Origin of the sequence: Desulfovibrio desulfuricans (genome assembly GCF_024460775.1) — a bacterium.
GTDB classification, from domain to species: domain Bacteria; phylum Desulfobacterota; class Desulfovibrionia; order Desulfovibrionales; family Desulfovibrionaceae; genus Desulfovibrio; species Desulfovibrio desulfuricans_E.
Map to the genome: position 1 here is coordinate 312,281 of NZ_JANFYZ010000002.1, position 15,148 is coordinate 327,428.

General features: G+C 58.9%; 14 protein-coding genes and 1 tRNA gene. 4 read left to right on the forward strand and 11 right to left on the reverse strand.

The window, feature by feature from the left end; translation table 11 throughout:
- The first annotated feature begins 190 nt into the window (after positions 1-190).
- Positions 191-871 carry an outer membrane protein gene (locus NE637_RS04145; protein WP_192111474.1) on the forward strand — a complete coding sequence of 227 codons (681 nt, stop codon included), beginning with the start codon at positions 191-193 and terminating at the stop codon, positions 869-871.
- 337 nt (positions 872-1,208) lie between these two features.
- Here the strand turns inward: NE637_RS04145 and NE637_RS04150 are convergent.
- The 5 genes from NE637_RS04150 to hisD all read right to left on the reverse strand — a co-directional run bounded on the left by NE637_RS04150 (position 1,209) and on the right by hisD (position 5,034).
- Positions 1,209-1,300, reverse strand: a tRNA-Ser gene (locus NE637_RS04150).
- A gap of 310 nt (positions 1,301-1,610) precedes the next feature.
- Positions 1,611-1,751, reverse strand: coding sequence for a hypothetical protein (locus NE637_RS04155; protein WP_022658565.1), 141 nt, complete (start codon positions 1,749-1,751; stop codon positions 1,611-1,613).
- An 81-nt stretch (positions 1,752-1,832) separates the two neighbouring features.
- Complete coding sequence (locus NE637_RS04160) at positions 1,833-2,603, reverse strand: enoyl-ACP reductase FabI (protein WP_192111475.1); 771 nt, start codon at positions 2,601-2,603, stop codon at positions 1,833-1,835.
- A 217-nt stretch (positions 2,604-2,820) separates the two neighbouring features.
- A complete protein-coding gene (locus NE637_RS04165) occupies positions 2,821-3,702 on the reverse strand; it encodes a phosphoribosylaminoimidazolesuccinocarboxamide synthase (protein ID WP_192111476.1) in 882 nt (293 codons plus the stop codon).
- A 27-nt stretch (positions 3,703-3,729) separates the two neighbouring features.
- On the reverse strand, positions 3,730-5,034 hold the full coding sequence (gene hisD, locus NE637_RS04170) for a histidinol dehydrogenase (RefSeq protein WP_227117565.1): 1,305 nt from the start codon (positions 5,032-5,034) through the stop codon (positions 3,730-3,732).
- A gap of 206 nt (positions 5,035-5,240) precedes the next feature.
- Here hisD and grpE point away from each other — a divergent pair, with 206 nt between their 5' ends.
- A complete protein-coding gene (gene grpE, locus NE637_RS04175) occupies positions 5,241-5,894 on the forward strand; it encodes a nucleotide exchange factor GrpE (RefSeq protein WP_225529781.1) in 654 nt (217 codons plus the stop codon).
- Positions 5,895-5,960: 66 nt separating this feature from the next.
- On the opposite strand, the gene NE637_RS04180 is transcribed toward grpE, so the two are convergent.
- Positions 5,961-6,941 carry a LysR family transcriptional regulator gene (locus NE637_RS04180; protein WP_227117564.1) on the reverse strand — a complete coding sequence of 327 codons (981 nt, stop codon included), beginning with the start codon at positions 6,939-6,941 and terminating at the stop codon, positions 5,961-5,963.
- Between the two features lie 105 nt (positions 6,942-7,046).
- Here NE637_RS04180 and NE637_RS04185 point away from each other — a divergent pair, with 105 nt between their 5' ends.
- Positions 7,047-7,433, forward strand: a complete 387-nt coding sequence (locus NE637_RS04185) for a carboxymuconolactone decarboxylase family protein (RefSeq protein ID WP_192112056.1) — start codon at positions 7,047-7,049, stop codon at positions 7,431-7,433.
- Between the two features lie 105 nt (positions 7,434-7,538).
- Here NE637_RS04185 and NE637_RS04190 read toward each other — a convergent pair whose 3' ends face one another.
- The 5 genes from NE637_RS04190 to NE637_RS04210 are packed head-to-tail and all read right to left on the reverse strand — an operon-like array spanning position 7,539 to position 12,243.
- Positions 7,539-8,636, reverse strand: a complete 1,098-nt coding sequence (locus NE637_RS04190; protein ID WP_227117563.1) for an HD domain-containing phosphohydrolase — start codon at positions 8,634-8,636, stop codon at positions 7,539-7,541.
- Positions 8,633-9,229, reverse strand: coding sequence for a PqiC family protein (locus tag NE637_RS04195; RefSeq protein ID WP_192111480.1), 597 nt, complete (start codon positions 9,227-9,229; stop codon positions 8,633-8,635). Before NE637_RS04195 ends, NE637_RS04190 begins: the two co-directional genes overlap by 4 nt.
- On the reverse strand, positions 9,229-10,197 hold the full coding sequence (locus NE637_RS04200; protein ID WP_192111481.1) for an MlaD family protein: 969 nt from the start codon (positions 10,195-10,197) through the stop codon (positions 9,229-9,231). Before NE637_RS04200 ends, NE637_RS04195 begins: the two co-directional genes overlap by 1 nt.
- Positions 10,194-11,114: an ABC transporter ATP-binding protein gene (locus NE637_RS04205; RefSeq protein WP_371740802.1), complete on the reverse strand. Its 921-nt coding sequence runs from the start codon at positions 11,112-11,114 to the stop codon at positions 10,194-10,196. Before NE637_RS04205 ends, NE637_RS04200 begins: the two co-directional genes overlap by 4 nt.
- A gap of 1 nt (position 11,115) precedes the next feature.
- Positions 11,116-12,243, reverse strand: a complete 1,128-nt coding sequence (locus tag NE637_RS04210; protein WP_227117839.1) for an MlaE family ABC transporter permease — start codon at positions 12,241-12,243, stop codon at positions 11,116-11,118.
- Between the two features lie 94 nt (positions 12,244-12,337).
- Between NE637_RS04210 and polA the strand changes: the two genes are divergently transcribed.
- Complete coding sequence (polA, locus tag NE637_RS04215; protein WP_227117561.1) at positions 12,338-15,118, forward strand: DNA polymerase I; 2,781 nt, start codon at positions 12,338-12,340, stop codon at positions 15,116-15,118.
- Positions 15,119-15,148 lie beyond the last annotated feature (30 nt).

Genomic DNA, 15,148 nt, shown 5'->3' on the forward strand with positions numbered 1-15,148 from the left:
TTTGCGTCTATGGGGTGGAATTATGCCCAGGCAAGGCTTGTCACGGGGGATGCCACACATGGTTGCCTTGGGGGAGAGCCTTTGGGAATTTTCAAAATAATATAGGCTAAAGACTAATTGATATAATAACAAATATAGCTTAACATTATAAGCCAAGGAAGGTTATGGAAAATAAATTTTTGGAGGAAATATGTTTAAGAGGATTGCTCTTGCCATTGCCCTGACTCTGGCGCTTTCAGCACCCGCCATGGCGGAAAATTCCGGATTTTATGTGGGCCTGAAGTTCCTTGACTCCATCCAGAGCACTGGTTCCATGTCCAGAAGCGGTGCGGTTGTTAACGCCTTTGACGTTAAGAATTACTCGCAGAACACGGTGGGAGGCGGCATTTACGCTGGCTATGACTTTTATTCCCTGAACCAGGTCCCCTTGCGCGCGGAAATTGAATACGACATCCGCACCAACTCCACCACCAGCTGGGATCTCAAAAACGGCGGCAACGCCGCTGACCTCAAGGGCACCTGGGGCCTCCAGACCCTGTTCCTCAATGCATACTGGGATTTCCACAACGATACGGCCTTCACGCCCTACATTGGCGCGGGCCTTGGCATGGGCTTTCTCAAGAGCAAGTACGAGATTGAAATCCCCGGCGTGGGAAGCGAAAGCACTACTAATCTGAACACGGTATTTGCCTGGAATGCAGGCGCTGGCGTTTCCTATGCCTTTACCGACAACATCTCCGCTGATCTTGCCTACCGGTTTGTGGGTCTGGGATACTCGGAAACCGAAAAGACCATCCTGGGCGAAAAGCAGAAGCTTGGCATGGCCCCCTATGCCAATGAATTCAGCCTTGGCCTGCGGTATACGTTTTAAGCACATTGTTTCATGACCACCTCCCTTCCTGTGGCCGTCCTGCTTGGGCGGCCTTTTTTGTGGGGGAGAGACTCACGGTGGCAATCCGGATGCGAGGGCGCCTGTCGCTGGCTGCTCGTTGAATGGCTGGCATCCGTCTTTAGAGCTGGGTTTGTTTGGGATAGAGTTGCTTGCACAGAGTATGGGGCTGTCTGGCTGGTTGCTAAAAAGAGCAGGTGCAGAGAGCTTTTGGGGCAGGGGGGATAGCAATTTTTGAAGCTGTCACGAAAAGTATCACGGATAGTGATGGTTCAACAAAAGAAAAAGGAGTTACTGTTTCCAGTAACTCCTTGAAATCTGGCGGAGAGGGGGAGATTCGAACTCCCGGTACGCTGTTAACGTACACACGATTTCCAATCGTGCTCCTTAGACCAGCTCGGACACCTCTCCATTCGGTGATGTTCACCGCTCAAAGCCGAATACCTATATAGCAGGCATTCAGGAATTGCAAGAGAAAAAATTGAATCAGGGCAGTTTGTTGCAAAAAAGTTGTCATAAGGGCAACAACCAGCCCCAATGCAGCGCAGCCATTCCTGTTCGCGCACAGAGCATCGAGCCTGGCGAAGCTCCGCAGCACAGCAACGCGCCCAGAGCACTGGCCTCAGCGCAAAGTCCCACAGCACCCAGAGCAAAGGCCCACCCGGAATTCCGGGCGGGCCTTGCATAATATATCAACAGGGCTGCACGCGATCGGCCTTGGCTAATCGTCTTTGCGGTCCTTGTTTTTGGTCTCGTCATCTTTGCGCTTTTTCTTGGTGATCTGCGCGGCGCGGTAAAAAGCCCACAGCCCAAAGACCGCCATAACGGTAATGCCCACAGCGTTGAGTGTCAGGACGTCCATGATCTGATCCTTCTGACGGCATCAGGCTGCTGAGGCCGCGCCATTGCGCAAGCGCGCGTTCTTGTTCTTGTCAGCAGGGGGTTAACCCATCACGCCTATGGTGCTGAAGCCGCTGTCCACATAGATGACCTGGCCCGTCACAGCGTGGGCAAGGTCAGAGGCGAGGTACAGGGCCGTGCCGCCCACGTCGCCAGTGGTGACGTTGCGGTGCAGGGGGGCGTTGCGGTCAACAATGCTGCACAGATCCTTCATGCTGGAAACAGCAGAAGCGGCAAGGGTCTTGATGGGGCCGGCGCTGATGGCGTTGATGCGGATGCCCTTGGTGCCGAAGTCGCAGGCAAGGTAGCGCACGGAGGCTTCAAGAGCGGCCTTGGCAACGCCCATGACATTGTAGCCGGGAATGACCTTGGTGGAACCGTGATATGTCATGGTAATGATGGAAGAACCCTCGTGCAGCAGGGGTTCAAAAGCGCGACAGACGCCGGTGAGCGAGTAGGCGGAAACGTCCATGGCAAGGCGGAAGCCCTCGCGGGAGGTGTCCACAAAGCGGCCACCCAGGTCTTCGCGGTTGGCAAAGGCCACGGAGTGCACGAGGATGTCCAGGTCGCCCCATTTTTCCTTGACGAGGTCGGCGGCGGCCTGAATCTGCGCGTCATCGCACACATCGCACTGGAAGGTGAATTCACCGCCAAGCTCTTCGCTCAGGGGGTCAACGCGTTTTTTGATGGCATCGCCTACATAGTTGAATGCCAGGCGGGCACCCTGTTCCTTAAGGGCATTGGCAATGCCGTAAGCGATACTTCTATTATTGGCCAAACCCAGTATAAGAGCTTTCTTTCCTTGCAGCAGCATGGATCCTCCTGAAAAAACAATGCGAGCCGAACGAGTCGGCACTAAAGTGTATCAGAACAGCGGCAGCGCGCCTGGGCGAAAAAGCCGCACAATATACGGCGCTGTCGGACAGTGGACGGCAGGTCGATGGTACAGCCCGGCGCTTTTGTGAAAAAAGTGCCTAGGCTGCCACGCCAAAGGCGCGCCCGGCACTGTTGTACCGGACGCGCTCAATTTGTTACTTTGTAAGGATGTCGTAAGCTTCCTGGTAGCGATTCGCCGTGGCCTTGATGATTTCTTCCGGCAAGGCGGGCGGCGGGGGCTGCTTGTTCCAGGGCTGCTTTTCCAGCCAGTCGCGCAGGTACTGCTTGTCGAAGCTGGGCTGGCCCTGACCGGGCTGATACTGGTCAGCGGGCCAGAAGCGGGAAGAATCGGGCGTGAGCACTTCATCAATGAGGTGCAGCTTGCCGTCAATAAAGCCGAATTCAAACTTGGTGTCGGCCACGATAATGCCGCGCCCGGCGGCATAGGTGCGCCCGGCCTCGTAAATGGCAAGCGTGGTGCGCTCAACCTGGGCGGCGGTTTCCGCGCCAAGCAGTTCCGCAGCCTGGGCCACGCTGATGTTTTCATCGTGCTGGCCGAGTTCGGCCTTGGTGGAGGGCGTAAACAGCGCAGGCTCCAGCTTGTCGGATTCGCGCAGGTTGGCGGGCAGCTTGTAGCCGCACAGGGTGCCGGTGGCCTTGTAATCCTTCCAGCCGGAGCCGGTGATGTAGCCGCGCACAATGCATTCCACAGGCAGGGGCTTGGCCTTGCGCACGATGACGGCGCGGCCTTCAAGCTCGTCCTTCCAGGGGGCCAGAGCGGCGGGGAAGCGGTTCACATCGCTTTCAATCAAGTGATTGGGAATGATATCCTTGAACTTTTCCATCCAGAACAGGGTGATCTGGTTAAGAATCACGCCCTTGTAGGGGATGGGTTCGTTCATGATCACGTCAAAGGCCGACATGCGGTCAGTGGTGACAATGAGCAGTGTTTTTTCGTCCACATCATAGATGTCGCGCACTTTCCCGCGAGAAAGAAGGGGATAGGCGCTGATCTCGGTTTTTACCACGACTTTCATGATGGCTCCTGATTCCTCTGGCTCTTGCTATTTCTTCCCGCGCGCTTCAACGGAGCGGGCGTGGGCTTCCAGGCCTTCCAGCCGGGCAAGGGCGGCTATGGACTGCATGTTCTGCTGTAAAAAGGTTGAAGAAGCGGCTACGATGCTGGTCTTTTTGCAGAAGGTCTGCACCGAAAGAGCCGATGAAAAACGCGCCGTTCCCAGTGTAGGCAGCACATGGTTGGGCCCGGCAAAATAGTCGCCCACAGGTTCGGGGCTGTGCTGGCCCATGAATACGGCCCCGGCATGGCGGATAAAGGGCAATACGGCCCAGGGGTCGCGGGTGCACAGTTCAAGGTGCTCCGGGGCCACCATGTTGGCAACCGCCACAGCTACGGAAAGATTGGGCGTAACCACAATGGCGCTCCAGTCTTCCAGCGCGCGAGCGGCGGTGGTGGCTCTGGGCAGGGCGGCGCACTGCTTTTTCAGCTCCTGCTGGAGGGTATCGGCCAGACGGGCATCGTCAGTGATGCAGATAGCCGAGGCCAGAGCATCGTGCTCCGCCTGCGAAAGCATATCCGCAGCGAGCCATGCGGGGTTGGCGGAAGAATCGGCCAGCACGAGCACTTCGCTCGGCCCGGCGATCATATCAATGCCCACAATGCCCTGCACCATGCGCTTGGCAGTGGTGACAAAAATATTGCCCGGCCCGGCAATAACATCCACAGGCTGAATGGTTTGCGTGCCGTAGGCCATGGCCGCAATGGACCATGCCCCGCCAACGCGGTAAACTTCATCAATATCAAGAAGATGCGCTGCGGCAAGAATATGCGGATTAACCGTGCCGTCCTTGCGGGGCGGCGTAAATACCGCCAGGCGCGGCACGCCGGCCACCTGGGCGGGTATGGCGCTCATGAGCAGGCTGGAAACAAGGGGCGTATTGCCACCCTGACCGCCGGGAACATACAGGCCGCCAGCGTCAACAGATGTAACCTGCTGGCCGAGAATGCTGCCGTCCTGGCGGGTGAGAAACCACGATTTCTCAACCTGAGCTTCATGGAAAGAGCGTATGTTGGCCGCAGCCTCGCCGATGATTTCGCGGCTTTCAATGGTGACTGAGGCTGCCGCCTTGGCGATTTCCTGCTCGCTCACGCGCAGGGGCGGGGCAAAATCAGGGCAGTCAAAATTGCGCGTGTACTCCACAAGGGCATCGTCGCCCCTTTGCCGCACAGCGTTGATAATGTCGGTTACGGCGCTTTCCACCCCGTTGCCGGGATTGTGCCGCCCTTGCAGCCACTGGGCCAGCGCGGGCCATTCCTGTTCATGTTGCAGCGTCAAAATTCGGCATGTCATAGTGCTGTTCCTCTTCTGGTTCGGGCAATATACAGAAGCCGCCGCAGAATGTCGAGGCGCAGATGTCTGTCAACTGGCGCAAGTGCTGGCGCTGTGGAGCCGGAACAAAACTTTTTGCAGTTACGGCAGCGCCTTGACAGGGTGGACAAGCATACTTACTTAACGGAAAGCATCGTGACCCCGCCGGGGTCGATTCAGGAGGAAGCATGCAGCGTCATAAAATGAACCACTCATTCGGACAGCAGGGCAGTCAGCAGGGCGGCCAGGCGGATAACCGGGCAGAATGCCAGCCCGAAAGACCGGAAGATGGTTTTCTTGAAGAAGACGGTATTCTGTTCGGTCAAAATGCGGGCAAAAACCCCGCTGCCGATTCCGTGCAGGAGTCTGATACTGCCCCGGCAGACAAGGCGGCCTCAGGCGAAAGCCTTGAAGAACGTTGCAAGGCGGAGCTGACAGAAATGCGCCTGCGCAATGCCGCAGAAATGGACAACTTCAAGAAGCGCCTCACGCGCGAACATGAAGAGCAGATGCGCTACGCGGCTGAAAAGGTCTTGGGCGACCTGCTGCCCACGCTCGACAACCTTGATCTGGCCCTGCGTTACGGCAGCAAGAGCGAAGCCTGCAAGGACATGTTGCAGGGCGTGGCCATGACCCACAAGCTCCTGCTTGATGCGGTGGAAAAGCATGGCCTCAAGCCCCTCGGCGAGGAAGGCGAGGAATTTGATCCCAACGTGCATGAAGCCGTGGGTTTTGAAGACCGCCCCGATTTTGCCCCCAACTCTGTAGCGCGTGTGCTGCAACGGGGTTTCAAGCTGGGCGACCGTTTGCTCCGCCCCGCCAAGGTGATGGTAAAACAGTAAATTTTTTGTGCGCGGCTTTTCGGCCCGGCGGCTTCGGCTGCCGGGCTTTTCTGTTTTTTGCGCTGGTTATGCCGTGCCCAGAAAATGGGCGGCTTCGGCAATGATCTGTCGCAATTGTGATGTCGTTTCCGGTTCGTCCCCCTCATGAGCACTGCCGTCCGTGTTGTAATCACCACCCACTTGCAGCGCCAGGCCCAGGCGTAGTTCCAGCAGTTCCCCCTCCGCCAGAGGGCAAAAGACAACATCTCTCCGCCCAATGGCGGAAAATGAACGAGGCAGCATCCCCATGCCATCCCCTTGGGCAATGCGGGCCAGCAGCACATCGTGCTCTTCCGGTTCTTCCAGATAAACTGGTGCAAAGCCCACATGGGTGAAAATGCCGCGCATGTGGTCAAAGTACGCGGGATTGTTCTCGCGCCGAAACCAGAAAAGAGGTCTGCCGTTCAGGTCTTGCAGTTTTACTGCGCCGTTGCCTGCATGGGGCAGGCTTGCAACCCATGCCGCGGGCAAAGCTGCCAGCAGCGGTTCTGCATACGGCAGCGGGCTAACATGCACGCCCGCAGCATCAAGCGGCAGAGCCACCAGCGCCGCGTTCATCCTGCCCCGGCGAACTCCCCGCGCAAGTTGGGGGGATGACTGGCGCACATACCGCACCGGGCTGCCGTTGAGAGTATCAAGTCTTTTTATAAAGCCCGCAAAAATGCCCTGTTCAAAGGCTGTTGTCAGGCCAATGGACAAGGGCGCTTCCGATCCATTCCTGCCATGTCCGAGCCTCCGCAAGCGCAGTCCTGCGGCGTCCTGTGCTTCCAGTACCGGGCGGGCAATGCGTAGCACTTCCAGCCCTGCCTCCGTGAGTGTGAGCCCTCGGCTGTGGCGCTCAAACAGCGTGAGGCCCAGCATTTCTTCCAGATGCCGCATATGGCGGCTCAGGGGCGGCTGGGTCATATACAGCCTGTCAGCGGCGCGCCGCAGGCTGCCTTCTTCTGCAACTACAGAAAAATAGCGCAGCAGCCGCCAGTCGGGGATGTCAAAAAGATCGTTAGCCATGCTTTAAAGGTATCACCAAAAAGGCAAGAGGCAAAGCGCGGGCATGGGCATAAAAGTCTGATCAGGGTCACGGCATTGAGCCAGGCCATTACACCGGAGAATGTCATGCAGACTGATCGTTATGCCGCAGGGCTTGCCATGCTGGAACAGGTTGACGGACGCGGCGGGGAAGAAGTGCTGGAAAGCGTGCGGGCCATTTGCCCCGATTTTGCGCAATACCTTGTGGAATTTCCGTTCGGGGATATTTATTCAAGGCCAGGCCTGGATTTGAAAAAGCGGGAGATCGCCGTTGTGGCGGCCCTGACAGCAATGGGCAACGCGGCCCCGCAACTGCGCGTGCATATTGCGGCTGCCCTGCATGTGGGCTGCACTCGCAAGGAAATACTGGAGGTCATTATGCAGATGGCCGTGTACGCGGGTTTTCCCGCCGCGTTGAACGGCCTGTTTGCCGCCAGGGATGTTTTTGACGGGCAGGATGGGCAGAAAGTGTAGGGCAGACAGGCGCGGCGGTTGCTGTTGGCAGCCGCTGCGTCAGAAAATGGGGAAATGCCGGGCAGAAGCAGAAGCCCGCCATGACGCGGCAAAGTTCAGGAGCAGCTACATGTCTGAATATTTTGCGGCGATGCTGCGGAATTGCTCCTGCATGGCTAAAAAGGCGTCCACCACTTCTGGGTCAAACTGGGTTCCGCGTCCTTCCACAATAATACGCATGGCTGTTTCGTGCGGCATGGCGGGTTTGTAGACGCGCTTGCTGCGCAGGGCGTCATACACGTCGGCCACGCTCATAAGGCGGGCGGAGAGCGGAATGTCCTTGCCAGCAATGCCGCGTGGGTAGCCCTTGCCGTCCCAACGCTCGTGGTGGCAGTAGGCAATGTCGCTGGCGATGCGCAGAAAGGAATTTTCCCCCAGAAACTTGTCAGCCGAGGCCAGCACAGCACGCCCCAGCGTGGTGTGTTCCTTCATGGCTTCGTATTCCTCATCGGTAAGGGGGCCGGGCTTGTGCAGCACGGTATCTGCAATGGCGACCTTGCCCACATCATGCAGCGGCGCAGAAAGGTAGAGCCACGAAATGGCATCGGCGTCCAGTTCGTCCCTGTACTCGGGCAGTTGCGAAATATAGACGGCCAGCGCCTTCACGTAGTTCTGCGTGCGTTTGATGTGCGCGCCGGTTTCCGTATCGCGCCATTCCGCAAGGCTTGCCATGGCGTGAATTGTGGCTTCCTGCGTAAGGGCAAGCTGGCGTGTGCGGGCGAGCACCAGATCATTCAGGTGGTCGCGATAGAGTTTGTATTTGAGCTGGTTGGCTACGCGGTTGCGCACCAGCGAGGAGCGGAAAGGCTTGGTTATGTAATCCTGCGCGCCCAGCGAAAGGCCCTTGGCCTCGTCAGTTTCTTCATTCTGCGCCGTAATGAACATAACCGGGATGTCGCGGGTCTGCGCATCGCTACGCAGACGTTTGCAGACTTCGTAACCGTCCATACCGGGCATGATGACGTCAAGCAGGATCAGGTCTGGCGGGGGTTGCCGCAGGGCCAGACGCAGGGCGTCCGTGCCGTTTTTGGCAAACATGATTGTGTATTTGTCGCGCAGGCATTCACTGAGAATGCGCAGATTTTCAGGCGCGTCATCCACAAGCAGGATGATGTTGCGCCTGTCTACCTGGGATGGATCGGCGGATTCTTCTGCCCAGCTCATGACTTGCCCCGTGTGAGTACGGGCAGGCGGGCGGCTAGATGTTCGCCCATGCGGCGCACCATGCGGCTTTCTGCCGCTGTGAGCACATCATAGGTTTTGCCCGCCACCGGTTCAGCATCGGCATAAATGCCTCGGGCGATTACGTCGTCGTGGCGGTTTTTGAGTGTCCAGCGCGCTTCAAGCACGGCCTTGGAGTCGAAATTGCCGTCCAGCCTCTGCAAATCCACAAGCAGCACATAGTCGGCGCGGGTGTCGTCGCCCGGCGCAAGCACGTTCAGCCCCACAGCCAGCAAGGGCGGGGTCAGCACTTCCTGCACAACGCGGCGCACGCCATGCCCCACGGGCTCCGCCCAGGCGTGGAATTGCGAAACCACAAGCTCTGTTTCGCCGTTCACACGGCTGACAATGCTGTTGCGGTCAAGGTAATCCGGCACGGTGACCTGCGCCACGCGCAGGTTTTTGCTGGGCAGCGTGTCGGCCTTGACCGGCTCAAGGGCGCTTTCAAGCAGATAATAGCGCGTGGGGGTGCTGCGCGCGCAGCCGCTCAAAAGTGTGAGCAGCACCAGTGAAAGAAAAAGGATTTTGCGTTGCATCAGCGTGTTCCTTGCTTGCCCCGCAGCAGAGCTTCGGGATTACGTTCAAGCATCTCGGCCAGGGCGCGCATGGAGCGCATGGTATCTGTGCTCTCTTTGAGAAGGCGGCGCAGGTCGTTCATGGTGGGCGAATCGCGCCCCAGAATACCCTGAGCCGAAGCTGTGACCACACGTAATTGATCTGCCGCAACAGCCATGCTCTGCATGGCTTCGCGGAAGGAAACCAGCGTGGCTGGCAGTTCTTTTTCAACAGAGACGCTGGCCGTGCTCAGGCTTTTGAGAACCTGTTCCGTATTGGTGCGTATGGCACCCTCGTGCAGAATGCCGTGGGCTTCCTGAAAGGTGTTGGTGAACGCCGTAAGCGCCTTGCCCAGCTTGTCGTCGCTGAGGCCGAGGGCAAGGTTTTGCAGCACGGCGCTGAAGGAATTTACCATCTGCTCCAGCGGCATCTGCGAGAGTGTGCTTTGCAGCGTATCAATGGGCGAGGGAATGGTGGGGATTTCCATATCCGGCGTAGCGGAGCGGAAGTTGGCCGCCGTGGAAGGATAAAAATCAAGCTCCACGCGGTATTGCCCGGTGATGAGGCTTTGCAGTTGCAGCCGTCCTCGCAGGCCGCGCTGCACCATGCGGCGTATGATTTCCTGCTGGAATGACTCGGAGGGCGCGGCGGCGCCGCTGGCGCGCACGAAGCTGCGTTCATCAATGCGGATATAGACGGGGATGGTCACGTTGGAATCACGCGCGTTGGCAACCAGGTTGATGCGCGTGACGCTGCCCATGGGCACGCCCCTGAACACAACCGGCGCGCCCGTGGAAAGCCCGCTGACCGAGCCATCAAAGTACATCACATATTCAAGATCATTGCTGAAAAGGCGGCCACCGCCGAGCAGCATGATGCCCAGCACCAGCAGGGCCAGGCCCCCCAGCACAAAAGCGCCGACAGTTGTTTTGTATGACTGCGAGTTCATCGGGATTGTTCCTTGTGCGAAGTTGCAGCGTGCGAAGTTGCCGCCGTAGCGCTTTCGCCTGCGTCTTCATTCCGGTCGCGCATGCCGCCTCTGGTCAGAAAGAGCTTTGCGCTTTGGTCTGTATTGGGGTCTTTCACCAACTCGCTGGGATTGCCGCTGGCAGTGACCGTTCTGCTTTGCGCATCCAGAAAGATGCTGTTTCTGGCTATGGTGAAAATACTCGGCAACTCGTGAGAAACAATAACAAACGTGGTACCAAGACTGTCGCGCAGCTCCAGTATCAGGTCGTCCAGCAGCCGGGAGCTGACAGGGTCAAGCCCTGCGGAAGGCTCGTCCAGAAAGAGAATCTGCGGATCAAGCGCCAGCGCTCGCGCAAGCCCCGCGCGTTTGCGCATGCCGCCGCTGATCTCCGAGGGGTAATAATCCTCAAATCCGGCCAGACCCGCAAGGGCCAGTTTGAGCGAGGCCTGCTCCCTGATTTCATCATCGGTGAGGTCTGTGTACTGCTGCAGGGGCAGCCCCACATTTTCCGCAAGCGTCATGGAACTCCACAGCGCGCCCCCCTGAAAGAGCACGCCCGTATTGCGCATGATGCGGCTGCGGCTTTCTTCCGTGCCCGCCCAGAAATTTTCGCCATTATAGCAAATCTGCCCTTGCTGCGGCTCCTTAAGGCCCATGAGCACGCGCAGCAGGGTGCTTTTGCCGCAGCCGGAGCCGCCCATGACCATGAAAATATCGCCCACTCGCACGTCAAACGACACGTTGCGCATGAGCACAAAGGAGCCGAAGGCCACTGTAAGGTCGCGCACACTGATGCGCACGTCTTCGTCCGGCACGGCAGGGGCCAGGCTGGACGGAGCAGCGCTGGTCGCGTCCGTGTTTGGCAGGATGATGGGGGGCTGGGCGGCGTCAGGCATGCTACACATCCAGCACGTTGCAGATAACGGTGATAATGGCGGTCGCCACAATAATGCCCACAATGGCCTGCACCACCGCTGTGGTGGTGGCCTGGCCCACAGCCTGGGCGCTACGCCCGCAGCGTATGCCCTGATAGCACCCGGCCACAGCCACAATGGCCCCAAAAACCGTGCCGTACACAAGGCCGATAATCAGATGCTTGAAGGGCACCATCTGGATGGTGGCGTTGATGTATTCCATGGGGTTCAGCCGCAGCATGGTGGTACCCACCAGAAAACCGCCGATAATGCCCATGAGGTCGGCATACAGGGTCAGCAGGGGGATCATGGCCATGAGGGCCAGTACACGCGGCAGCACAAGAAAATCGTGGGGAGAAATACCAAGGGTTGAGAGGGCGTCCACCTCTTCGTTGACCTGCATGGTGCCGATAAGGGCGGCGTAGGCGGCGCCCACCCGGCCCGCCATGACCACGCCCACCATAATGGCCCCCATGACCCGCAACATGCCAATGCCCACAAGGCCCGCAACGTAAATCTGCGCGCCAAACTGGGTGAGCTGCACCGCGCCCACAAAGGCCAGAATCAGGCCAAACAGCAGGCTGGTGAGCGAAATGATGGGCAGGGCGGCCACGCCGCATTCGTGCATGGCGGCAAACAGATCCATGGGGCGCATCTTGGCCCTGCCGAGAAACAGCCGCCAGATGGAAAGCACAATCTCGCCAAGAAAATTCAGAAAGTCCGCGATCTTGGGCGGAAGAGCCAGCACGCTTTCGCCCACGCGGGTCACAAAGCCCGCATCGGTTTTGCTGCGTTCGGAACCTGCCTTGGCAGGAACCGCAAAGGCCAGTTTGATGAGGCGCTCGAGGCCTTCGGGCAGTTCCGTATGCACCGGCAGCTCACGGGCGCGTGCCGCCTTGACCATTTGCACCAGAAAAACCAGGAGGGTGCTGTCCCACTGGCCTAGGTCGGCGCTTTCAAGGCGTACTTCGCGGATGCGCTGGTCGGCTACCTGGCTCAGGGCGGCCATGGCCTCCAGCGGCCAGGGTTCGTCCAGATTCCAGCGCCCGCCAACGCTTACGCGCAGCAGCGGCCCTTGAACAGATACGGTCACTTGCGGACTTGTTTCCATCACTATACTATACGCGTAGCATAACATCTTCGCAAGCGTCCTGGCCTGCGAACCGTTTTGAAACCTTTTTGAAACCCCAAACCACCGGGCTGTCATGTCGCTGAAACAACGCCTCAATCTTTCTGCCGAACCTGTCTTTCTTATGGACGGCTCTGCCTTTATATATCGCGGTTTTTTTGCCAACAAGAACATGCAGCGCTCCGACGGCTTTCCCACCAACGCGCTGGTGGTGGTAACGCGCGTGCTGCTGCGCATTCTGCGCGATGAACGGCCCGCCCATTTTCTCTTCGTCAAGGATGGCAAGGGCAAGAACTTCCGTCACGACCTCTATCCACTGTACAAGGCCAACCGTGACGCCACGCCAGAAGATCTGGTGCGGCAGATGGACCCCATTGTACGCATGGTCAAGGCTCTTGGCATTCCTGTTGAGATTTCTGACGGCTGCGAGGCTGACGATTGCATAGCCTCGCTGGCGGCGCGTTTTTCCGTCCAGCGGCCCGTGGTTATCGTGAGCGGAGATAAAGACCTCAAGCAGTGCCTCGGCCCCAACGTGTACATGTGGGACCCTGCATCCAAGGAAGAAAAACTGCTCTCTGCCGCAGAATTTACGGCGGAAAGCGGCCTCAGGCCCGACCAGTGGGCCGATGTGCAGGCCCTTGTGGGCGACACGAGCGATAATATCCCCGGCGTGCCGGGCATCGGCCCCAAGACGGCGCAGAAAATTTTTGAAATATGCCCAACGCTTGAAGACATTCGCGACCATTTTGCCCTGCTTGGCCCCAAGATTCAGGACAAGCTGCGCGACCACCTTGAAAACATGTTTTTGTGGCGGCAGCTCACCTCTCTTTCACTGGATGTGTGCACGGAGCTGACCCTTGACGACATGACCGTCAATCCTCTGGATGAAGCCCAGTGCGCCAGCATGGCGGAGGAATTTGAACTGCACGCCCTGCGCCGCGACATGGCAACGCTGGCCCGTTTGCAGCGCAGCGCCCCAGCAGGTTCGGCAGCGGCTCCGGCCGAGTCTGACTCTGCAACTGGCGGGTCTGTATCGAATGCTGGCTCAAATATTGGTGCCGATGCCGCCGCGCTCCGTTCTGCTGCCCAGGGTTCGCTGATGGCTCCCGCCGAAAAATCCCCTTCAAAACCTCGCCCCGCAGCCGGGGCAGGCCCGCAGATGAGCTTGCTGGATGTGGCCGACGAACCCGAAGCTCCGCTCCTGAGCGAAGCAGGGCAGTTGCCCCCCTGCGCAGGGCTTGAGGCCGCAATAATCTGGCCCGGCGGGCCGGGCAAACCGCCCCACGTGGCCGTGGCTGGCGGCGATGATTTTCGCTGGGGCGGTAATGTGGAAGACCTTTGCACATGGCTCGCCGGGGCGCAAAGGCTGGTGACGGCTGACCTCAAGGCCCAGCTGATAGCCGCCGCCTGCTGGCGCAAGCTGCCTGCGGAGGCCAATCCGCCGTTCTTTTTTGATCTTGGTCTTGCCGCCTACCTCATTAACCCAGAGGAAAGCGATTACGGCTGGCCCCGTCTGGCTGTGCGCTGGGGCATCCCCCTGCGCGAAGGGCAGGGCGGCAACGGCCCCGCCAGCATGGCCCTGCGCATGGCCGCCGCCATGGAACAGCGGCTGGAGGCTGACGGTCTGCTCGACCTGTACCGCACGCTTGAACTGCCGCTCACGCCCGTGCTGGCCCAGATGGAGGCGCGCGGCGTCGCCATTGACGCAGCGGCCTTTCAGTCTTTTCTTTCAGACGTGCAGGGCGAGATCGACAGGCTCACGCAGGAAGTTTTTGCCGCAGCGGGAACCACGTTCAACATCCGCTCGGCCCAGCAGCTTGGCGAGGTGCTGTTCAACACGCTCAAGCTGCCCTCGCCGCGCAAAACCCGTGGCGGTCAGGCATCCACCAATCAGGAAACACTGGAAAAACTGGCCGGGCAACACCCCGTGGTGGAGAGCATTCTCCAGTTTCGTAAACTGGAAAAAATGCGCTCCACCTATCTGGATCCCCTGCCGCGCCTTGTGGACCCACGCGGGCGCATCCACACGACCTTTAACCAGAAGGCCACGGCCACGGGGCGGCTTTCGTCCAGCAATCCCAATCTTCAGAACATCCCCGTGCGCGGCCCGCTGGGCAAGCGCATGCGCTCGTGCTTTATCGCCGGGCCGGATCACGCCCTTGTTTCCGCCGACTATTCACAGGTAGAACTGCGTGTGCTGGCGCACATGTCGCAGGATACGGCCCTGCTTGAAGCCTTCCGCAACGGCGAGGACATCCACGCCCGCACGGCGGCGCTGGTGTACGACCTGCCGTCCAGCGAGGTCAGCCCCGACCAGCGGCGCAATGCCAAGACCATCAACTTTGGTCTTATTTACGGCATGGGCGCGCAAAAATTGGCTCAGGAGCTGAAAATCACCACCAACGAGGCCAAGGAATTCATTGCGCGCTATTTTGAGCGGCTCACAGGCCTGAAGCAGTTTTATGAAGAGGTGGAGGCTGTTGCCAAGCGGCAGGGCTATGTGACTACCCTTGGCGGGCGGCGGCGCTTGTTGCCCGATATCCATTCCGCCAACGGGCAGAACTACGCGCTGGCGCGGCGGCAGGCTATCAATACCGTGATTCAAGGGTCAGCGGCGGATATCATCAAGCTTGCCATGCTGGCTGTGGCCCATGATGCGGAGTTGAAGCGGCTGGATGCCCGGTTGCTCTTGCAGGTGCATGACGAACTTTTGCTGGAAGTGCCCACGGAGGCTGCGGCTGCTGCGGGTGAACGGGTGGCGGCGCTTATGGGCGGGGTTATGCCGGGCGGCGTGGCTTTGTCTGTGCCGTTGGTCGTTGACTGGGGGCAGGGCAGGGATTGGGGCTCCGCCCACTAGAGCATGGGGGGCTTTTTGTCTCTGGCTGCG